The organism is Vibrio sp., from assembly GCF_038138445.1.
Classification (GTDB): domain Bacteria; phylum Pseudomonadota; class Gammaproteobacteria; order Enterobacterales; family Vibrionaceae; genus Vibrio.
In genome coordinates, this window is record NZ_JAYQDQ010000001.1 from 155,928 (window position 1) to 176,681 (window position 20,754).

Annotated in this window: 21 protein-coding genes; 16 read left to right on the top strand and 5 right to left on the bottom strand. The window is 43.5% G+C overall.

Annotated elements, in window-relative coordinates; genetic code table 11:
- Positions 1 to 5: 5 nt before the first annotated feature.
- From fliM to flhB, 7 genes are read left to right on the top strand one after another with little or no spacing between them, the layout of a single operon-like run.
- Positions 6 to 1,055, top strand: a complete 1,050-nt coding sequence (fliM, locus tag AAFM34_RS00745; RefSeq protein ID WP_341658949.1) for a flagellar motor switch protein FliM — start codon at positions 6 to 8, stop codon at positions 1,053 to 1,055.
- Positions 1,056 to 1,072: 17 nt separating this feature from the next.
- Positions 1,073 to 1,477 (top strand): flagellar motor switch protein FliN, encoded by a 405-nt coding sequence (fliN, locus tag AAFM34_RS00750; protein ID WP_341658950.1) that lies wholly within the window; start codon positions 1,073 to 1,075, stop codon positions 1,475 to 1,477.
- A 3-nt stretch (positions 1,478 to 1,480) separates the two neighbouring features.
- On the top strand, positions 1,481 to 1,900 hold the full coding sequence (fliO, locus tag AAFM34_RS00755) for a flagellar biosynthetic protein FliO (protein WP_341658951.1): 420 nt from the start codon (positions 1,481 to 1,483) through the stop codon (positions 1,898 to 1,900).
- Positions 1,887 to 2,762, top strand: a complete 876-nt coding sequence (gene fliP / locus AAFM34_RS00760; RefSeq protein WP_341658952.1) for a flagellar type III secretion system pore protein FliP — start codon at positions 1,887 to 1,889, stop codon at positions 2,760 to 2,762. The genes fliO and fliP overlap by 14 nt, the downstream gene beginning before the upstream one ends.
- A 12-nt stretch (positions 2,763 to 2,774) precedes the next feature.
- Positions 2,775 to 3,044 carry a flagellar biosynthesis protein FliQ gene (fliQ, locus tag AAFM34_RS00765; RefSeq protein WP_341658953.1) on the top strand — a complete coding sequence of 90 codons (270 nt, stop codon included), beginning with the start codon at positions 2,775 to 2,777 and terminating at the stop codon, positions 3,042 to 3,044.
- An 11-nt stretch (positions 3,045 to 3,055) separates the two neighbouring features.
- Entirely contained in the window at positions 3,056 to 3,838 is a 783-nt protein-coding gene (gene fliR / locus AAFM34_RS00770; protein ID WP_341658954.1) for a flagellar biosynthetic protein FliR, read from the top strand.
- 9 nt (positions 3,839 to 3,847) lie between these two features.
- Positions 3,848 to 4,978 (top strand): flagellar biosynthesis protein FlhB, encoded by a 1,131-nt coding sequence (gene flhB / locus AAFM34_RS00775; RefSeq protein WP_341658955.1) that lies wholly within the window; start codon positions 3,848 to 3,850, stop codon positions 4,976 to 4,978.
- Positions 4,979 to 4,997: 19 nt separating this feature from the next.
- Here the strand turns inward: flhB and smrB are convergent, their stop codons facing one another.
- Complete coding sequence (gene smrB / locus AAFM34_RS00780) at positions 4,998 to 5,528, bottom strand: endonuclease SmrB (RefSeq protein WP_341658958.1); 531 nt, start codon at positions 5,526 to 5,528, stop codon at positions 4,998 to 5,000.
- Between the two features lie 62 nt (positions 5,529 to 5,590).
- On the opposite strand from smrB, the gene prmB reads away from it, so the two are divergent.
- Complete coding sequence (gene prmB / locus AAFM34_RS00785; RefSeq protein ID WP_341658960.1) at positions 5,591 to 6,523, top strand: 50S ribosomal protein L3 N(5)-glutamine methyltransferase; 933 nt, start codon at positions 5,591 to 5,593, stop codon at positions 6,521 to 6,523.
- Between the two features lie 177 nt (positions 6,524 to 6,700).
- Positions 6,701 to 7,786, top strand: coding sequence for a chorismate synthase (gene aroC / locus AAFM34_RS00790; RefSeq protein WP_341658962.1), 1,086 nt, complete (start codon positions 6,701 to 6,703; stop codon positions 7,784 to 7,786).
- A gap of 51 nt (positions 7,787 to 7,837) precedes the next feature.
- Here aroC and AAFM34_RS00795 read toward each other — a convergent pair whose 3' ends face one another.
- Positions 7,838 to 8,461: a trimeric intracellular cation channel family protein gene (locus tag AAFM34_RS00795; RefSeq protein ID WP_341658964.1), complete on the bottom strand. Its 624-nt coding sequence runs from the start codon at positions 8,459 to 8,461 to the stop codon at positions 7,838 to 7,840.
- A 214-nt stretch (positions 8,462 to 8,675) separates the two neighbouring features.
- Between AAFM34_RS00795 and AAFM34_RS00800 the strand changes: the two genes are divergently transcribed.
- The gene (locus AAFM34_RS00800; protein ID WP_341658997.1) at positions 8,676 to 9,206 is read left to right on the top strand and encodes an elongation factor P hydroxylase; all 531 of its coding nucleotides are present in this window, start codon (positions 8,676 to 8,678) and stop codon (positions 9,204 to 9,206) included.
- Between the two features lie 46 nt (positions 9,207 to 9,252).
- Here AAFM34_RS00800 and AAFM34_RS00805 read toward each other — a convergent pair whose 3' ends face one another.
- Together AAFM34_RS00805 and AAFM34_RS00810 are read right to left on the bottom strand one after the other, a co-directional pair.
- Positions 9,253 to 9,714, bottom strand: a complete 462-nt coding sequence (locus tag AAFM34_RS00805; RefSeq protein WP_341658966.1) for a hypothetical protein — start codon at positions 9,712 to 9,714, stop codon at positions 9,253 to 9,255.
- A gap of 13 nt (positions 9,715 to 9,727) precedes the next feature.
- Positions 9,728 to 11,866 (bottom strand): LruC domain-containing protein, encoded by a 2,139-nt coding sequence (locus tag AAFM34_RS00810; protein WP_341658968.1) that lies wholly within the window; start codon positions 11,864 to 11,866, stop codon positions 9,728 to 9,730.
- 156 nt (positions 11,867 to 12,022) lie between these two features.
- Between AAFM34_RS00810 and AAFM34_RS00815 the strand changes: the two genes are divergently transcribed.
- Together AAFM34_RS00815 and AAFM34_RS00820 are read left to right on the top strand one after the other, a co-directional pair.
- Complete coding sequence (locus AAFM34_RS00815) at positions 12,023 to 12,286, top strand: YfcL family protein (protein WP_341658970.1); 264 nt, start codon at positions 12,023 to 12,025, stop codon at positions 12,284 to 12,286.
- A gap of 132 nt (positions 12,287 to 12,418) precedes the next feature.
- A complete protein-coding gene (locus AAFM34_RS00820; RefSeq protein WP_341658971.1) occupies positions 12,419 to 12,949 on the top strand; it encodes an NAD(P)H-dependent oxidoreductase in 531 nt (176 codons plus the stop codon).
- A 97-nt stretch (positions 12,950 to 13,046) separates the two neighbouring features.
- Here AAFM34_RS00820 and mnmC read toward each other — a convergent pair whose 3' ends face one another.
- Positions 13,047 to 15,065 (bottom strand): bifunctional tRNA (5-methylaminomethyl-2-thiouridine)(34)-methyltransferase MnmD/FAD-dependent 5-carboxymethylaminomethyl-2-thiouridine(34) oxidoreductase MnmC, encoded by a 2,019-nt coding sequence (gene mnmC, locus AAFM34_RS00825; protein WP_341658972.1) that lies wholly within the window; start codon positions 15,063 to 15,065, stop codon positions 13,047 to 13,049.
- Between the two features lie 128 nt (positions 15,066 to 15,193).
- On the opposite strand from mnmC, the gene fabB reads away from it, so the two are divergent.
- From fabB to AAFM34_RS00845, 4 genes are all read left to right on the top strand, one after another.
- Complete coding sequence (gene fabB, locus AAFM34_RS00830) at positions 15,194 to 16,399, top strand: beta-ketoacyl-ACP synthase I (RefSeq protein ID WP_341658974.1); 1,206 nt, start codon at positions 15,194 to 15,196, stop codon at positions 16,397 to 16,399.
- 163 nt (positions 16,400 to 16,562) lie between these two features.
- Positions 16,563 to 17,696 carry a 4-phosphoerythronate dehydrogenase gene (locus AAFM34_RS00835; protein ID WP_341658976.1) on the top strand — a complete coding sequence of 378 codons (1,134 nt, stop codon included), beginning with the start codon at positions 16,563 to 16,565 and terminating at the stop codon, positions 17,694 to 17,696.
- Positions 17,693 to 18,706 carry an aspartate-semialdehyde dehydrogenase gene (locus AAFM34_RS00840; protein ID WP_341658977.1) on the top strand — a complete coding sequence of 338 codons (1,014 nt, stop codon included), beginning with the start codon at positions 17,693 to 17,695 and terminating at the stop codon, positions 18,704 to 18,706. Before AAFM34_RS00835 ends, AAFM34_RS00840 begins: the two co-directional genes overlap by 4 nt.
- 224 nt (positions 18,707 to 18,930) lie before the next feature.
- The coding region (locus AAFM34_RS00845) for a FimV/HubP family polar landmark protein (RefSeq protein ID WP_341658980.1) at positions 18,931 to 20,754 on the top strand (1,824 nt) is incomplete at its 3' end.

Here is a 20,754-nt window from a genome sequence, read left to right on the forward strand (position 1 = left end):
GATGAGTGACCGATTTATTAAGCCAAGATGAGATTGATGCGCTTCTTCATGGTGTTGACGATGTCGATGATGGTGGTGACGGTGGTGGTGACGGCGGTGGTTCGTCAGTAGATTTTGACTTCTCGTCCCAAGACCGGATTGTTCGTGGTCGAATGCCGACACTCGAGCTTATTAACGAACGTTTTGCCCGACATATGCGGATCAGTTTGTTTAATATGCTCAGAAAAGCTGCCGAGGTTTCCATCAACGGCGTTCAAATGATGAAGTTTGGTGAGTACCAGAATACGCTTTACGTGCCAACAAGTTTGAACATGGTACGCTTTAGGCCGCTTAAAGGTACCGCACTTATCACAATGGAAGCGCGTTTGGTTTTCATTTTGGTGGAAAACTTTTTTGGTGGCGATGGACGTTACCATGCTCGGATTGAAGGTCGTGAGTTTACACCAACAGAGCGCCGAATTGTCCAGTTACTCCTAAAAATTGTGTTTGAAGACTACAAAGAGGCATGGTCGCCTGTAATGGGCGTAGAGTTTGAGTATCTTGATTCCGAAGTTAACCCGAGTATGGCGAACATAGTCAGCCCTACGGAAGTTATCGTGGTTAGCTCATTCCACATTGAAGTTGATGGTGGCGGCGGTGACTTTCACGTAGTTATGCCCTATTCCATGGTTGAACCGATAAGAGAACTGCTTGATGCTGGTGTTCAGTCTGACAAAATGGAAGCTGATGTCCGCTGGAGTAGTGCTTTGCGAGAAGAAATCATGGATGTTCCTATCAACTTTAGGGTTAATTTGCTCGAGCATGATATTTCTCTGCGCGATCTGATGGAGCTTCAACCGGGTGATATTATTCCTGTTGCCATGCCAGAAAACGCCACTATGTTTGTCGAAGAGCTTCCCACATATCGTGTAAAAATGGGACGCTCGGGCGAGATGTTGGCAGTGCAAGTATCCGAGAAAATTAAACGTCCTGATGTAGTGAAAACGGATATCGCATTTTTGGGTAAGGACGTCATCTCTGAATTAGAAGATGATGACGGCGAAATAGAAGATTAGAAAATAGGTAATTAGGTATGGATGAAGATCAAAAACTGGCTGATGAATGGGCCGCAGCGCTTGGCGAGGATCCAGATGCTCCTGAGGTAGACGTAGAGGAAGTGATGTCTGCGCAGCTTGATGAGCTCGAAGATACTTCATCTCCTATCTCAGATGATGAACGTCGTAAACTGGACACTATTTTAGATATTCCAGTGACCATCTCTATGGAAGTTGGGCGCGCAAAAATTAGTATTCGTAATCTATTACAACTTAACCAAGGCTCGGTTGTTGAACTCGAGCGTTTAGCAGGCGAGTCTTTGGATGTATTGGTTAATGGAACTTTGATCGCCCATGGTGAAGTTGTCGTCGTCAACGATAAGTTTGGTATTCGTTTAACAGATGTTATTAGCCAAACTGAACGAATTAAGAAACTAAGGTAGGTTATGACAAGTTGTAGAAACAGGTTCAAAGTCTTGGCTCTGTTACCTATCTCACCGTTTGCTCTGGCTGAAAGTTCTAGTAATGAACAATTGGATTGGGCTACAACCTTTGGTTCTTTGATATTTGTTGTGGCGTTTATTTTGTTTCTCGCATGGCTATTAAAGCGTATGCGAGTGCCATCAATGATGAATCAAGGTGGTTTAAGTATTGTTCGCCAGTTGCCAGTTGGTACTCGTGAGCGTGTGGTGATAGTGCAAGCTGGAGAAGAACAGTTTTTAGTCGGTGTTACATCACAGTCGGTTCAACTGATTTCTAAATTGGATACACCCTTGAATCAAGAAGAACTGAGTAAATCAGCCCTAGCGAATACGCCTTTCGCTACTCAACTCACTCAGATATTGAAAAAAAATGATAAACACTAGCAAGTTGTTACCATTCATTCTGGCTTTTTTTTTGACAGCGTATTCTACGCTGTCTTTATCTGAAGAATCTCTTCCTACTCCAATTCCATCTAATGCTGCGCCCTCACAAGCGGTTACGGTTTCTGCAATGGAGAAGGACCAGGGAGCTGCAAGAACGATTTCAACTAGCAGCTTTTCTGGAGGTGGAGGTGGCATCCCCGCTTTTACCATGACCACCAATCCGGATGGTAGCGAAGATTATACGATTAACCTGCAAATATTGGCGCTAATGACCATGTTGGGCTTCTTGCCTGCCATGGTTATTTTAATGACCTCCTTTACTCGAATTGTTGTGGTGATGTCGATTCTTCGTCAGGCGATGGGTCTACAGCAAACACCTTCTAATCAAGTGATTATTGGTATCGCAATTTTCCTGACGTTTTTTATCATGTCGCCTGTCCTTGATAAGATAAATACAGATGCAATTCAGCCCTATATCAATGAACAAATAACAGCGCGCAAAGCGTTTGATTTAGCTCAAATGCCAATGAAAGACTTCATGCTCAAGCAGACTCGGGTTAAGGATTTGGAGACTTTCGTTAATATCTCTGGGTCTGATGCTCGCAGACCTGAAGATGTTTCTATGGCAGTGTTAATACCCGCTTTTATTACTTCTGAACTTAAGACGGCTTTTCAAATTGGTTTTATGCTGTTTCTGCCTTTCTTGATTATTGACTTAGTGGTTGCCTCAGTTCTCATGGCTATGGGTATGATGATGCTATCGCCTATGATTGTCTCTTTACCCTTCAAATTGATGCTATTTGTGCTGGTCGATGGCTGGAATCTGATTCTGTCAACATTGGCAGGTAGCTTTGCCTTATAGAGGGAGGAGAGCATGACGCCAGAGTTATTTGTCGAACTATTTAGAGATGCGTTATGGATGGTGCTACTTATGGTATGTGCCATCATTATTCCCAGTTTATTGATTGGTTTGATTGTGGCAATTTTTCAGGCGGCGACGTCAATCAACGAGCAAACATTGAGCTTTTTACCTCGTCTAGTAGTGACTTTATTGGCTATGATGGTTTTCGCTCACTGGATGACGCAGATGCTAATGGAGTACTTTTTCTCGATCGTGGAACGTTTACCTCAGGTTTTATATTAAGGTGATTGAGAATGGAGTATCCGACTAGCGTAATACTCGATTGGATTGCCAACTACTTTTGGCCTTACACTCGGATTGCGGCCATGTTGATGGTGATGTCGGTGACTGGTGCAAGATTTGTGTCTACCCGTGTTCGCCTTTATTTAGGGTTGGCGATCACTTTTGCTGTAATGCCGTCAGTTCCTGTTGTTCCTGATAATATTGAGCTCCTCTCTTTCCAAGGCTTTATGACGGTTCTTGAGCAGATCATCATTGGTGTTGCTATGGGAACGATCACTCAGTTCATGATCCAGACCTTTGTTATTCTCGGTCAAATATTGGGTATGCAGTCGAGTTTAGGTTTCGCGTCTATGGTTGACCCTGCCAATGGTCAGAACACGCCATTACTTGGTCAATTGTTCATGTTTTTGGCGACCATGTTTTTCTTAGCGACAGATGGTCATCTCAAGATGATTATGTTGGTTGTGATGAGTTTTAAGTCATTACCTATTGGTAGCGGCTCACTCAATACGGTTGACTTTAGAGAGCTGGCTCTTTGGCTTGGTATTATGTTCCAAGTTGCGCTGAGCATGTCTTTATCTGGCATTATTGCTTTGCTAACCATTAACTTGTCTTTCGGTGTTATGACTCGTGCAGCTCCTCAGTTGAATATATTCTCTCTTGGCTTTGCCTTTGCACTGATCGTAGGCTTGTTACTTTGTTGGTACATTATCTCAGGTTTGTATAGCCACTATGAGCTATTCTGGTTACAAGGAGAGCAGCAAGTATGTCGCTTTATTCGCTTGGATTGCTAGGGGGCTGAGTTGGCAGAATCAGACGGTCAAGAACGTACCGAAGAGGCCACGCCCAGGCGATTGCAACAGGCGCGTGAAAAAGGCCAAGTTGCACGCTCTAAGGAACTGGCATCGGTTTCAGTATTAGTCGTTGGGGCTGTGGCTCTTATGTGGTTCGGAGAATGGTTGTCTCGTTCTCTTTACACTTTGATGGGAAGACTATTCAGCCTCTCCCGAGACGAAGTCTTTGATCTGACGAAACTTTTTGATATCGCGTTTGGGGCTATGGGGGAGTTACTATGGCCACTTATTATCATCCTTTTTGTCCTTTTTGTTGCGGCTTTTGCTGGTGCTGCTGGTATTGGTGGGATCAGCTTTTCCGTTGAGGCTGCCATGCCTAAGTGGTCTAAAATGAACCCCTTAAGTGGCTTAAAGCGCATGGTCGGGGTACAAAGTTGGGTTGAACTGATCAAGTCAATTCTAAAAGTTATTTTAGTATCGGGCGCTGCATTTTATTTGATTAATGCAGCTCAGGAAGATCTCTTCCAACTCAGTCTAGATGTGTACCCGCAAAATATTTTTCATGCCTTAGATATACTGCTTAATTTTGTACTCTTAATTAGTTGTTCGCTGCTGATTGTTGTCGCAATTGATATTCCATTTCAGATTTGGCAGCATGCCAATCAACTTAAAATGACAAAACAGGAAGTCAAAGACGAATATAAAGATACTGAGGGTAAGCCTGAAGTTAAAGGTCGTATTCGCATGCTACAAAGGGAAGCCGCTCAGAGGAGAATGATGGCAGAAGTGCCTCAAGCTGATGTTATTGTGACTAACCCAGAGCACTTTTCTGTTGCTTTAAGGTATAAACAAGATATAGATAAAGCGCCTATTGTTGTTGCTAAAGGTAGTGATCATATGGCGCTAAAAATTCGAGAAGTGGCTCGAGAACATGACATCTATGTGATACCAGCTCCCCCTCTTGCGAGAGCCCTTTATCATTCCACTGAATTAGAGCAAGCCATTCCTGATGGTTTGTTTACCGCAGTAGCGCAGGTACTTGCTTATGTTTTTCAGCTAAAGCAATACCGCAAGCGCGGTGGTCAAAGGCCAAACTTCAAAGCATCTGATTTACCTATTCCACCGCAATACCGAAAGTAGCAGAATCTAATAGTAATTTTTATTTGTCTGGGATAGAGAGTAAGACCAGTAGTGCACCGTCACCACCAAACTCGAGAGGAGCTTGGTGAAATGCCATTACATCAGGATGTTGAGCCAGCCAAAGTGGTGCTTTTTGTTTGAGTATATGTTTGCCAATGCCATGTTGCACACAGGCACAACTGATTTCATTTTTGATGCAGTAAGCGATCATGGCACCCAACTCTCGTTTGGCTTCATTTTGGGTCATACCATGCATATCTAGGAAGACATCGGGGACGTATACGCCGCGTCTAAGGCGCTTTACTTCATAATGAGAGACATCATCGCGGACATAACGTGTTGGACCTTCTTCGCTGAGTAATGGCACAAATTCATCAGAAAAGTAAAACTCTGTATCGCTCGCTTCACGGGCTTGGCGTGTGATTTCTTTTTGTTTAGTGTTTTTTTTTGGTTGCTGGACTATGGTATCCTGACGCAACTTTTTAACGCCTTGTACTGCATCCCTAAAAAGGGAGAAATCGTCATTAATTTCGGTGTCTTTCTTGCTCATTCGGTTATAGATACTTAAATAAAATGCTATTGGCAGTATTGTAGCGCTTTTCGGAGGCAATTTTGGATAAGATTTTTGTAGAAGAGGCTGTGTCAGAGTTACACACGCTTCAGGACATGATTCGTTGGACGGTAAGTCGATTCAACGCGGCGAACCTATTTTATGGACATGGTACTGATAACGCATGGGATGAGGCGTTACAGCTTATTCTTCCTACATTGTATTTGCCTATTGATGTTCCTCCACATGCACTAAACTCTCGTTTAACCAGCAGTGAGCGTTTACGCGTTGTAGAAAGAGTGGTGAAGCGTATCAACGAGCGAACGCCCACGGCTTATTTAACTAATCGAGCTTGGTTTTGTGGTCTAGAGTTTTTCGTTGATGAAAGGGTTCTTATCCCTCGCTCTCCAATCGGAGAGCTGATTCAAGCGGAGTTTCAGCCATGGCTTATCGAAGAGCCAACTCGTATCATGGACCTATGTACGGGAAGTGGCTGTATTGCGATTGCGTGCGCCCATGCTTTTCCAGAGGCTGAAGTGGATGCGATCGATATTTCTACTGATGCACTGCAGGTGGCCGAACAAAATGTTCAGGAACATGGGTTGGAGCAGCAAGTGTTCCCAATCCGCTCTGACTTATTTAGAGATCTTACCAAAGAGAAATACAACTTAATTGTCTCTAATCCACCTTATGTGGATGAAGAAGACATGAATAGCCTACCGGATGAGTTTACTCACGAACCTGAGCTTGGCTTAGCTGCTGGTACTGACGGTTTGAAATTGGTAAGGCGTATTATTGCGAACGCACCTGACTACCTTACAGAAAAGGGTATTCTTATCTGCGAGGTCGGTAACTCTATGGTGCATATGATGGAGCAATATCCACATATCCCATTTACTTGGATAGAGTTTGAAAATGGAGGCCATGGCGTGTTTATGCTGACACGAGCACAGCTACTCGAACATGCTCAAGAGTTTTCCATCTATAAAGATTAATGGAAATGGCTTATCTTCCAAACAGTCGCGCCAAGCTAACCATAGCTTGGCGTTTTTGTATTATTAAAAGCAAAATAGATCGGTTTAGGGGTTTACATCGATCTCTAATAAAGCGACTATGAAATTATTAAAATTTAAAGCGTAAGTTATTATTTACAGTCTGAGGTAGAGGAAGGAATGGCAGGAAACAGTATCGGACAGCATTTCCGAGTAACCACATTTGGAGAAAGTCACGGTATCGCATTAGGTTGTATTATCGACGGGTGCCCACCGGGATTAGAGATTACAGAATCAGATATACAGATCGATCTTGACCGCCGTCGCCCTGGTACCTCTCGCTATACGACTCAGCGTCGAGAACCTGACGAAGTGAAAATTCTTTCTGGTGTATTTGAAGGTAAAACGACAGGTACTTCAATTGGTTTAATGATCGAAAATACCGATCAACGCTCGAAAGATTACTCCGAGATAAAAGATAAGTTTCGCCCTGGGCATGCGGATTATACCTACCACCAAAAGTATGGAATTCGTGATTATCGTGGGGGAGGCCGCTCTTCGGCTCGAGAGACGGCGATGAGAGTGGCAGCTGGTGCCGTGGCGAAAAAATACCTCAAACAAGAATTTGGTATTGAAATTCGTGCTTATCTTGCTCAGATGGGGGATGTCTCGATTGATTCTGTTGACTGGGATGAAATTGAAAACAACGCTTTTTTCTGTCCTGATGCAAACAAAGTTGAAGCATTCGACCAATTGATAAGGGATCTAAAAAAACAAGGAGATTCCATTGGTGCAAAGTTGCAAGTTGTTGCCACAAATGTCCCTGTTGGACTAGGAGAGCCCGTTTTTGATCGATTAGATGCTGACATAGCACATGCTTTAATGAGCATTAATGCCGTTAAAGGTGTGGAAATTGGTGATGGGTTTGATGTGGTTAGCCAAAAAGGTAGTCAGCACCGCGATACACTTTCCCCTGGTGGGTTTGGTAGTAATCACGCTGGTGGTGTTTTAGGTGGTATATCTACTGGCCAAGATATCGTTGCCAATATCGCACTCAAACCGACATCAAGTATTACCGTACCGGGGGAGACGATCACTAAACAAGGTGAGCCCACCCAACTGGTTACCAAAGGGCGTCATGATCCCTGTGTTGGTATTCGAGCTGTGCCTATTGCTGAAGCTATGCTGGCGATAGTGGTGATGGATCACTTACTTCGTCACCGTGGGCAAAATTATGGGGTTCACACAGATACACCTAAAATCTAATTGTAAAAAAGGCTCCTTTTGGAGCCTTTTTATTTTAAAGACAATTTAGGTTTAATGAACAGAGCCTTCACCCTCAAGGTGAAAAGAAGGTAAACGCCATTTGAAACGGACTGCGGCCATTCGCAGCAGGTAGCCAATCACTAGAGTAGATATGGTTGCTGTCACATCATGCACTCCAAACTCAAGCAGTATTAGATACAAACCAGAAGCAATTATTGCTACTGACGCATAAAGCTCTTCGTGCAGTACCAGAGGTGTTTGGCGACAAATCAGATCGCGCAGTAGCCCTCCAAATACACCAGTAACCAATGCTGACACGATACAAATTAGAGCATGGAGACCCATCCCCATAGCGACCTTAGTTCCGATAATACTGAAAACGATTAGTCCAAGTGCATCTAAACGTATAAAAAGCCCTTTGAGTTTAATAATCCATCGAGCTAAACCAGTGGTTATTATGCCTGCGATACAAGTAATGGCGAGAAAGTGAGGGTTTTCAACCCAGCCTAAAGGGTAGTGCCCAAGCAAGATGTCACGCACAGTCCCACCACCAATGGCTGTCGCACTGGCAACGAGCATGACACCGAACCAATCCATTTTTCTTCGACCAGCGCTCAATGCTCCAGTCATGGCTTCAGCTGTGATGCCAATGATATATAAAATGCTTAATAACATTGTTTCACCTTTGGTGATAAGTGGCAGATAAATTGACTAATCTGAAAATAATCAATAGGATTTTAGTCGGAAATGTGATCTGTGACGAATGATATTTTCTCACTAGAAAATAGCTTTTCACATAACTATTTCTAATGCAATGAGTTCAAAAGTTGCAACTAAGAGCAGACGTGAGACAATAGTCCGAGGACTATTTATAACAACGCTTGAATCAATGCACCACCAATATCAAGATTTAATCAATATTTTTAATGATACTTTTTCTCGGGAGTACAACACTCGTCTAGAGCTAGGAGACGATGAACCCATATATCTACCAGCAGATGAGGTAAATGTTCATCACCGAATTATTTTTGCTCGCGGATTTTATGCTTCAGCACTTCATGAGATAGCGCATTGGTGTGTGGCTGGTCCAGAACGTCGTTTACAAGAAGACTTTGGCTATTGGTATGAGCCCGATGGTCGAACTCAAGCTACTCAGGCTGAGTTTGAAAATGTGGAGGTGCGTCCACAAGCTTATGAATGGATTCTATCGATTAGCGCGGGTTTTCCATTTACTGTGAGTTGTGACAATCTTAACGGCGAATTTGAGCCAGATAGATTGGCTTTTATGAGAAGAGTGCACAAAGAAGTCGGTGATATATTGGCTCGTGGCTTACCACTACGAGTTGGTATGTTGTCAGAGGCCTTGAGGTGTTTTTACCATCAACCAGAGCTAGATTACTCTTTGTTTGAAGTGAAATAAAAACGAGCCATACTTGATGGCTCGCTCGGGTTATCTCGGTAGTTCTTTATTGAATCAACCAAGTCGTTTCAGCTTGATTGTTATGATTGAGAGTGTAAACCAATGGGCTAGTATCCGGCTCCATAATATTAACTACAGCAATTAATGAATCACAGTGGTTGGGTACGCGCAGTTGGTAACTCCCTGCCCCAGACTGAAGTGCTGCTTTGAGTAGGCAATTGTCATAGTTAATTGATTCAATTCCTCCTCCTGAATTATCACATACGGATATGTATACCTGAGAAGTTGCTAGATGTGGCAGAGACACATCAATATCCACATCATAAACAGAAGTTAAGCTATTGCTGGGGTCGATTTTGATATCTGCCAAGCGAGTTGCGCTCTCTACTGTAGTGCTGGGTGATGAACCTGAAGTAGAGCCTCCTTCACCACCACCTCCGCCGCCACATGCCGAGATAGTCATTAGCATCGCAAGTCCTATTAGGATTTTTGAGTGTATGTTATGCATAATCCTATCTCCTTTAATCTATAAATATTTTGTTGCTTTGGAAGTTTTCGTACCAAGTGGGCTCTGTGCGTCCACTGGCGTCTTGAGCGTAATCGTCAAATTTATCATATGCCTCTAAAATATTGACTTGCTCAAAAGGGTGTTTCCATGAAATTGGTATTTCTATTGCCCATGGAAGTCCGTTTGCATCATGATAGTGAGTATCGCCATTGGACGTGTCTACACCATACGACTTATACCGAGTGTCAAACTTACTGGTTGGTGCTTGATTTTTGAGGTGTATCTCTAAGCCTCTTCCTGGATAGCCCCCAGAAACCTCATATCCAATATCACCATAGTAGTGACCAGGCGCTGCAAAAATGAATGGGTCATAGGGGAAATTCGGCATGACAGAGGTGTTAACTGCGTTACTGAAAGAGAAGGTGAGAACCCAACTTGGTCGATATGCCGTACCACAGTTTTCTTGTGTTCTAAACATGGTACATACTTCTGCTTCACCTGGCTCAACTATGTCTTTAAGGTCATTTTGAATGATGAATACAGCATCTGTGGTGTCGGTTTCTAAAATAGTGCCGGATTGTAGCTCGTTGTTTACGTACAACTGTACAGAATCTGACTTGATGTCCTCTTTTACGACATTAGGCAAGCGAATAGCGAAACCTGAATGATTATCCCCTCCAAGTGCGGCGAGTTTTCCCTCGATCTTCATACGTATTACTTGGTTATCTAATTGATATTCTGTGTACTTCACGTTCATAAGCACATCGTTCATATCATAGTCGCCGCTTTTGGGGTATTGGTCCTCATACGCAAAAGAGGTATAACCGCCTCCACTAGGGTATAGTTCGGTCACTACTCCGCTCTCTGTAACATCTACTTGGTAATCTTCAACTTCACCAGCTGGTACACCACCTGTTGGTCCTATACCTGATGTGTTTGAGATTCGAAATCTAGCCCAAGTATCACCGGCGACTGCCCAAGTTGGGACAGAGAAGAACACATCACTGGTTGTATCTGTCATTGACTGATCGCTGATAATCTTTTCGCTTGACTCAAATACACCATCACGGTCAAAGTCTATCCATGCATTCAACACCGAATCGTTACCAGTTCCTGATGCGGTGGCTATGATTTTACTCATTTGCCCTACCTGAATAGGAACAGGGAACTGGATACCGTCATCATCATCGATACCATCTGAAGAGTCATCACTAAGTGGATATGGGCTTCCATCTGTTTCCCCATCGATAACTGAACCCAATTTTAGATCTGACATACCGTGGCGGGCGCCAGATTCTGCAAACGTTGTTTGGTAGGAGTCTGGTGCATCACCAAAGTCTGTATACTCTGTAGGCTCGACGGGAGCGAGAGCACAGCGGGCACCATCATTTGAGCTACTCGATGGACCGTATGCGAAAAAATCGGCTGAAGAGCTAAAGCCATTGATATTTATTTTGAATACGTAACCATTGCTATTATTGCTCGCATAGAAATTACCATCTACATCAAAGTATACGGCCCCAAAAGTAAGCTTGTAGCCGAGCACATTTTTGTCGAGTAATTGGTTTAATCTTGATGTGGTTCCTGAGCTAACGTCGATTTCCCACAGGTATCCATTGGCATCAATAGAGTAAGCCAAAGCGTTGTCGGGGTGAAAAGCTAAGTCAAAGATCGATGGATTACCGAACTGACTCGGAGGAGAAGAAAGTTCCATGACAAACGTATCTAAATCGATACGATACAGGCCGTAACTTGGTCTGTAGCCATACCAAGCATTCTCATCTAACGAGACATCACCAACGTATATAGAAGTTGGTGCCCCAGAAGGTTTTGTTACATTCAGTAGTGTCTTAGTAAAGGTTGAGTCAATCCGCGATAGAGAAGCAGCCCCATAATCCCAGCCGTAAATAAAGTCATCATGTTTGCTATAGCCAACGCCATTTAGTTTCGCGGTTCCAAGGTTAGAATCCAAGGTGACATAGCTGCCCACGTCGATGTTTACACCGTAAGAGACAGGTGTTCCTGTTGGGTTCTGAATTAAAAACGCTTGTGTAGGGCATGAACTAAAAGGCGTTTCTGCCGATGCATACATGCTTTGGCTGAAGGCGACACAGAGTAGGGATATTTTTGATGCCAAAGGCTTTATTTTCATGGGAAATTCCTCGCTAATCTGACGGAATATCTGCTTGGTTGCACACTACGTGCCATAATGTGAGGCCTTGATATTGCTAGGGTTTGCGTTGGAATTCTCAATGTGAGAAGCTTGCCATTCTTTTTGAGAAGCAAACTGATTAGGCATGAGGCCACAATGATTATTGAATTTGAAGAACAGCTACTAGAGTTGATTGATACACGAATTTCCACTGCTTCCGATGATGAATTATTCGCTGGGGGATACTTGCGAGGGCACATTTCGCTGTCTGCCGCTGCGTGCGAAGAAGAAGGTATTAATGATGTGGAAGAACTTAAGCAACGCATCCAAGCTAGCCTAGACGCTGCCCGTTCAGAGCTGACCCCAGCGGATAGAACTATTGTTAATGATCTGTGGCTAGAGCTGGCAAACCAAGCTTAGTCTAGAGTTAACAACATATTTTTGGGTTGTTCGAAATTTTCGAATGTCCTGTTGTGTTTTTTGTTCTTGTTCGACCTAGCATTTACCGATACTCTCTTGTTTGCATAATGGTTTATAACAAGGAGTTTGTTCATGAAAATTGTTGCTTTTGGAGCGTCAACCAGCTCGACATCGATTAATAAGGCACTGGCTGGCTACGCTGCTAGCCTAGTTTCAGGTGCTGAAGTTAAGGTGTTAAACCTGAACGACTACGATGTGCCTTTGTTTAGTGAAGACAAAGAGAAAGAGATTGGCCAAGCAAACGGCGCGAAAATGTTTCTATCTGATATTGCTCAAGCTGACGCACTCGTTATTTCTTTTGCCGAGCATAATGGATCCTACGCTGCAGCATACAAAAACTTGTTTGATTGGGCGACGCGCATCGAAAGAAATGTGTTTGCTGATAAGCCTGCATTGTATCTCGCAACCTCTCCAGGTCCTGGGGGCGCTGCAAGTGTGTTAGCAGCGGCGACAGCATCAGCACCATATTTTGGAGCAAAAGTTAAAGCATCGCTATCTATTCCAAGCTTTTACGATAACTTTGATATGGAATCAGGCAAGTTGACCAATTTATCGTTGAGCTCTCAATTAGAGTCTGCAATTGATAAGCTAAATTTGGACTAGCAGCCTTACAACGATGCCTCTCGCTGTAACTTAAGGCTTTCCTCGCTGGGGCTGAATCCCCCCAGCTGATTTGCCTCACTTTTATTATTGAGCGCGATTATCCTTCGCTAATCGACTTGCCTTTTTTTAGTTTTCGCACCCACATTCGGCTTGGATGCAGTTCTTCTAATACGTCAATGGGTAAAGGAAGAGGATCGCCACAAATTTGTGATGCGAGTGTTTCTGCGAGCAAAGGAGAAGAAGTTAATCCGCGAGATCCCAAACCTAACATGCAAAATAGGTTAGGATAGTGTGGAACTTCCTTAGCATCCTGTGCAGTATCATGCACTAAATTGGCATATTCCTGTTTTATTTTTTCTAAATCTCCAACATTGCCAACAAAAGGCAGGTGATCTCGGCTTACGCATCGGATGCCTTGGCGCGAAAGGTTTTCTGAAGTATCTACTTGGTTGGGCCAACTCTGTTTACTCACACACCTGATGAGTTTTTCACCATTGTCTTGTTGAGCGATAGGATCAAATTGGTCGTCAATCTTGTTTCTGTCATAGCTTGCACCAATGCAGTGGTGACCATTGTTCAGATTTACAGGGGTTAAATAGCCATCGTAACAAAGAACGGTTTTCAAGCGACTCAAATCATTTGTAGTTGGAATATGGCTAACTTGTCCTTTTACTTTGCCCAGAGGAATCGATTTGGTTTGCCTAAGCTCGTCAAATAGATGGCCGTTAGCAACAATTACGGTATCGTGAACAAAAACATTATCATCAGACTTTAGAGACCAACTCAAACCATTATCATTAAGGTCCATATCGATGATTTTTGAATTAAAATGAGCCTCAAACAGCGGTTGCTCTAAAAGCTCGTCAATCACGCCTTGTGTTAGTTGTGCAGGGCATAGCCACCCTCCTAGAGGGTAGTGAATACTGTCAATATCAACATCTAACCCTACTTGTTGATTGGTTTGAACTGCATCAAGCTTTCTGACAAGCTCAGGGCTGAAATTGGCATTCAACATACGTTCGAGCTTGGCTCGTGACTTTTCGTCCCACATCAACTGAACGACACCACACCAATCGTGATCGAAGGAAACAGAAGTAGCAATTTGCTGGAAAAATTGTCGAGCGAATAAGAATGCAGGAGCAAATACTCGTGAAACTCCTGTGTGAGAGCCATTAAGCAAAGGATATATAGCTCCTTGACGGTTTCCAGAGGCACCTTGTGCAGGTTTCGAATCTTGGCAATATAAGGTGACTTTTTTTCCTCTACGAGTGAGTGCTTTTGCCAGTGTTGCACTGGCTATTCCTCCACCAATAATGGCAATAGATTCAGTTGAACTGCTTGGGTGGCGTTGAAACCAAGGCTTGTAGTTAGAATGTGATTTTCTTTGCTCTAGATGACCGGCTATCATTTCTCGCTTAGTGCCAAAGCCTTTGACTTTTTTCATGGTAAAGCCAGCTTCTATTAGTCCTCGTCTTACAAAGCCTGCTGCTGTAAAAGTGGCGCATGTACAATTTTGCTTAGCTAAACTCGCCATTCCATCAAACAATGTTTGACTCCACATGTCAGGATTTTTACTTGGAGCAAAACCATCTAAAAACCACGCATCAACCATTCCTTCTTTTTTAACGGGGACTTTGGGAAGGCAATCTTTTATATCTCCAAACCATAAATCAAGCGTAATTGCACCATCTGCAAGGACAATACGATGGCATTCAGGAACTGCAGTTGGATAATGAGACTGAAGCTCTTGTGCATATTTCGCCAATTCTGGCCAAGCTTGATGTGCCTTGATCAAATCATTGCGGCTCAATGGGTATTTCTCAAAGCTCACAAAATGCAGCTCTTTTAGTGGCGCATTTGGGTTTTGGCTTCTAAATTTTTCAAACCACTGCCAAACCGCAAGGAAGTTAAGACCTGTGCCAAAACCTGTTTCTCCAATAACAAATCGACGTTGGTCATAATCTTGCCATCTTTGGGGTAGATTATTTTGTAGCAGAAATACGTAGCGGGTCTCTTCAAGACCATTAACATTGGAGAAATAGACATCATCAAACTTGTCTGACACAGGAGTGCCTGAGTCGTTCCAGTCCAATTTAGCATTGGTAATCGAGGTCATAATGTGTGAATTTTTGTGATGTAGACAATAAACTTGTTGCGATTGTACGGTTTTCAGGGAAAGCTGACCACTTTTAACAGGCAACTTAGTTATCATCTAGCTGATTTTTGAATTATAGGAATGTCATAATGAAACGAGTCGTAATCACCGGTATGGGTATTGTTTCAAGTATCGGTAACAACGTCGAAGAAGTTTTAGCGTCTCTTAAAGCAGATAAATCTGGCATTACTGCCTCCGAGCAGTTCAAAGAACAAGGTCTACGTTCTCAAGTTTGGGGTGACTTAAAAATTAATCCAGCTGAACACATCGACCGTAAACAGATGCGCTTTATGGGTGATGCGGCTGCATATGCATACCTATCAATGCAGCAAGCTATCGAAGATGCAGGCTTAACTGACGAGCAAGTATCTAACGACCGCACGGGTATTGTAGCCGGTTCTGGTGGTGCTTCTGCATTAAACCAAGCTTTAGCGGTTGACACCATGAGAGCGAAAGGTGTTAAGCGTGTTGGGCCATATATGGTGCCACGTACCATGTCATCGACTGTGTCTGCTTGTCTTGCAACTCCGTTTAAAATTCGCGGTGTTAATTATTCGATGAGCTCTGCTTGTGCAACCTCTGCACATTGTATTGGACATGCGATGGAACTTATCCAGCTCGGTAAACAAGATATTGTTTTTGCTGGTGGTGGTGAAGAGCTAGATTGGTCTCAAACTATGATGTTTGATGCTATGGGCGCTTTGTCGACTAAGTACAATGAAACTCCAGAGAAAGCATCACGTACTTATGATGCGGATCGCGATGGCTTCATCATCTCAGGTGGTGGCGGAATGTTGGTTATTGAAGAGTTAGAACATGCACTGGCGCGTGGAGCAAAAATCTACGGCGAGATTGTTGGCTACGGTGCGACTTCGGATGGTTATGACATGGTAGCGCCTTCTGGTGAAGGAGCGGTACGCTGCATGAAAATGGCGATGCAAGACGTTGAAACCATCGATTATGTCAATACCCATGGCACCTCAACACCCGTTGGTGATGTCAAAGAACTTGGAGCAATTCAAGAGCTGTTTGGTAATGACAGCCCAGCTATCTCTGCAACTAAAGCAATGACAGGTCATGCACTAGGAGCGGCAGGTGTCCATGAAGCGATCTATTCGACCTTGATGTTGGATAATAACTTTATCGCGCCGAGCATTAATATTGAGAACCTTGATGAAGCAGCACAAGGGTTGGATATAGTAACGGAAACTCGTGAAGCAGAGCTTACCACTGTAATGTCAAACAGCTTTGGCTTCGGTGGAACAAACGCTACTTTGGTCATCAAAAAGTACTAAGTTTAAGTAGCAAGCCCGTATGGACTTCATTTATGCCTAGCATTTGCTAGGCATTTTTCTTTTTCAATGGGCGGTGTTTTTTTTTCATTTTCAGCTAATGCTCGACACCACTCGCGCTTTTTTGCACAATCGTATCAGTTTCTAATCGCTAACTTGTCAAACCATGAAAATCCTTATAGATGAAAATATGCCTTATGCTGAGCAATTGTTCAGTCAAATAGGAGAGGTTGTTTTAAAACCAGGCCGTACATTGACCGCAGATGATCTAATTGATGTCGATGCACTGATGATTCGCTCGGTAACTCAAATTAATCAGTCACTATTATCCAAGGCAAATAAGCTTCGATTTGTTGGCACTGCAACAGCGGGTATGGACCATGTCGACAAAGCCTTACTTAATGAAAAAGGTATTTTCTTTACTGCTGCTCCAGGATGTAACAAAGTTGGGGTCGCAGAGTATGTGGTGAGTGTCATTATGGTGCTTGCCCAGCAGCACGGGTTTTCTATATTCGATAAAACAGTTGGGATTGTCGGAGCTGGGCAAGTCGGTAGTTATTTACAGCATTGTTTGCAGGGCATTGGGGTTAATGTGCTTATCAATGATCCTCCTAAGGAGAAAGAAGGCGATTCGCGCACCTTTACGCCATTGGAGCAGTTAATTGAACAAGCTGATATTATTACTATTCATACACCAATTGTGCGTGATGGTGAAAACCCGACTTATCACCTGTTTGGTAAGGAAGTATTAAATAAGCTCCGAGGAGACCAAATATTGATCAATGCAGCTCGGGGACCTGTGGTTGACAACTCTGAGTTAAAAGCACGCTTAATCAAGCAAGACGGTTTTATTGCAGCGCTCGATGTGTTTGAGTTTGAACCAGAGGTTGATATCGAGCTGCTGCCTTTGCTAGCATTTGCAACCCCGCATGTTGCCGGATACGGACTTGAGGGTAAAGCTCGCGGTACAACAATGATTTTTAACCGCTATTGTGAGTTCTTGAATAACAATTTGCGTGCACATGAAAACAAGCTATTGCCTAAAGCACCTGTTCCAGAATTAGTTCTCGATCGGGAGTGGGATGAAGCAGTTTTACACAATTTAACTCAGCTTATTTATGATGTGCGTAAAGATGATGCTCTATTTCGTCGTCAGATTGATAACGAAGGAGCCTTCGATAGAATGCGGAAAAACTATTGGGACCGCAGAGAATACAGTGCAGTAACGCTACGAGGCAGCAAAGAAGCGAACCTTGGGCCGCTAGCAGAACTAGGTTTTCAAATTGAGGTAAGTCAATGAGCCAAAAATATAATGTTGCCGTATTAGGTGCTACTGGTGCAGTAGGTGAAACCATTTTAGAAGTACTTCAGGAGCGTAAATTCCCTGTTGGCGATATTTTTCTTTTAGCAAGTGAGCGAAGTGAAGGAAAGACTTACCGCTTTAACGGTAAAACAGTGCAAGTTGAAAATGTAGAAAATTTCGACTGGTCTCAAGCTCATATTGGTTTATTCTCCGCAGGTGGAGAACTGTCTGCTAAGTGGGCGCCGATTGCGGCAGATGAAGGTGTGATTGTTATTGATAACACTTCTAACTTTCGATATGACTATGACATCCCTTTAGTAGTACCTGAAGTGAATCCTGAGGCGATTGCGGAGTTTCGCAATCGTAATATTATTGCCAACCCCAATTGTTCTACGATTCAAATGCTTGTTGCTCTAAAACCGATCCAAGATGCGGTTGGTATAGAGCGTATCAACGTTTCTACATACCAATCTGTTTCTGGTGCCGGTAAATCAGGAGTCGACGAACTTGCTGGTCAAACGGCTAAGCTGCTCAATGGCATGCCAGCCGAAAATGAACAATTTTCGCAGCAAATTGCCTTTAACTGTCTTCCTCAAATCGATAAGTTTATGGATAACGGCTACACCAAAGAAGAAATGAAGATGGTGTGGGAAACTCAAAAGATTTTTAATGACTCATCGATCATGGTTAATCCTACTTGTGTTCGCGTACCTGTATTTTATGGGCACGCGGAAGCGGTTCATATTGAAACTCGTTCTCCGATTGATGCTCAAGAAGTGATTAGCATACTTGAGCAAACGGAAGGTATCGAAGTGTTTCATGGGGAAGATTTTCCAACTCAAGTGCGAGATGCCGGAGGCAAAGACCATGTGATGGTTGGTCGGATCCGTAATGACATTAGTCATCATAGCGGTATTAATCTTTGGGTAGTTGCTGATAATGTTCGCAAAGGAGCGGCAACCAATGCTGTGCAGATTGCAGAAGTATTAATTCGGGATTATTACTAACTCAACAAATTGATACTAGTCTTTGTCTTAGGCAATTACCGTAGCAAAGCCTGACGTTCGCGTGAGGCTTTTTTAATCTAATTTCCAAATTTAGCCACAGATTAATACGAATATGGCGCCAGCCACACATTTTTTAGCTATGCGTCTATAGTTTTAGCGTGTTTATCCGATATATTTAACAGATCATTACAGTAAAATTTATTAAGCACATAGCTGAGCCTTCTATGCTTCGAATTTTTAAGTGTCTATTGCTGCCTTTTTTATTGGCAGTCGTGACTCAGTCATCGACTGTTAGTGCCGAGAGCATTCGTCTTACGGGACCAGATAGTGAGCTTCGGGCTACATCGAGATATTCCGACCTTACTTCAGGTCAAAGACGCAATGTTAATGAGCCTTCACGGTTCTATGGGCCAACTACATCTCAAGAAACTCTCTGGTCTATTGCCAGCCGTTTACGTCCTTCGGCTAGTATCACTGTTCAGCAAACGCTATTTGCTATATATCAACTTAATCCCCAAGCTTTTGCCAATCAAAACATTCACGAGTTGATCCCTGGTAGTACGCTTCGTATACCCTCTCTTGCGCAGGCTCAAGGTGTCTCAACTCAAGAAGCTGTCAATATTATGGCTGCTCACCAAGCTCGCTTGTCGGGCACTGCTGCACCAACAGTTCGCCGACCACAATCTCAGGCCACTGTATCCCCTCAAGTGGTGGAGGCTGAAGCTAAAGAACTTCAACAAGATACCATGGCGAAAGAACCCATGGTCGAAGAAAGTTCAGAAAAACCAAAAAGTAGCTTAGAGAAAATTGTCCAAAGAGAGCACAAGAATCAAGTTACATCGCTTGAGAAACAGCTTGAAAACTCAGAGGACGAATTATTAGCTCTGGAAGAAAAAAATCATAAGCTGAGGTTAATGCTGGCTGATGTCCAATCTGAAGTCGATGTACTTAAAGATGAGCTTGGAGATGAGTCGCGCATTCGTAGTGAAGTTGAAAAGCTTATCGAAGCAGAACGAGAGAGGTTAGCTGAGGAGCAAAGACTTAAACCTACGGCCTTGGACGATTTACTCTCTAGCACGGCTTTTGTCGCGGCTATGGCCATTATACCAGGACTGCTCATCGGATTGGTTCTTATGACGCTTCTTGGTCGTCGTAAGAAAGATGCTGCAGAGCAGCCACAAGCCGCGGCTTCAGCAGAACCAGCTCCAGAGCCGACTGCACCTGTCGCTCCTCCTCCTATTGACGATGATGTGGAAGATGATCTGTTACTCGACGACGATTTGTTTGGAGAGTCTTCAGATGAGGAGCAGTTATTCTCTGATGAGCTTGAAGAGGGAGCTTCAGATGAAGAGGATGTCTTTGCCGACCTAGAAGAAAATGATCTCGACTTTAACCTAGAAGGTGAAGATGGTGAAGATCCATTTGCAGGTATTGGTGATGATGGAGAGTTAGATGAATCTCTTGCAGAGCTGGATGAAACTACTGATGGTCTAGGTGGAGATGAAGAGTTAGGCCTTGACGAAATGGAGCGGGCACTCGATGACGTGGTTGCTGATGGAGATGAATCTGATGATGCATTTGATTTATCTGAAGAGAGCGATGACATAGCTCAGGATGAATTGGACTCATTGTTGGCCGCCGACGGTGAGTCAGAAGATTTAGGAACCGATGAGTTAGATCAATCTTTGTTAGATGACCTATTTAGTGAGAGTGATTCTGGGGATGACTTAGATTTTGATTCCTTAGTTGATGAACCTGAGGACTCCGATTCTGAATCTAGCGATGACGTGACAGATACATTGGATGAACTCCTAGATGAAGGTGGAGATACAGAGCAACCCGGTGAAACGGATCTTCTAGATGAAGCTCTTAGCGAAGAGTCTGTAGACGTTTCAGACGATAGCACGGATTTGCTGGATGAGCTTATCGATGAAGGTGGAGATACAGAGCTACCCGGTGAAACGGATCTTCTAGATGAAGCTCTTAGCGAAGGGTCTGTAGACGTTTCAGACGATAGCACGGATTTGCTGGATGAGCTTATCGATGAA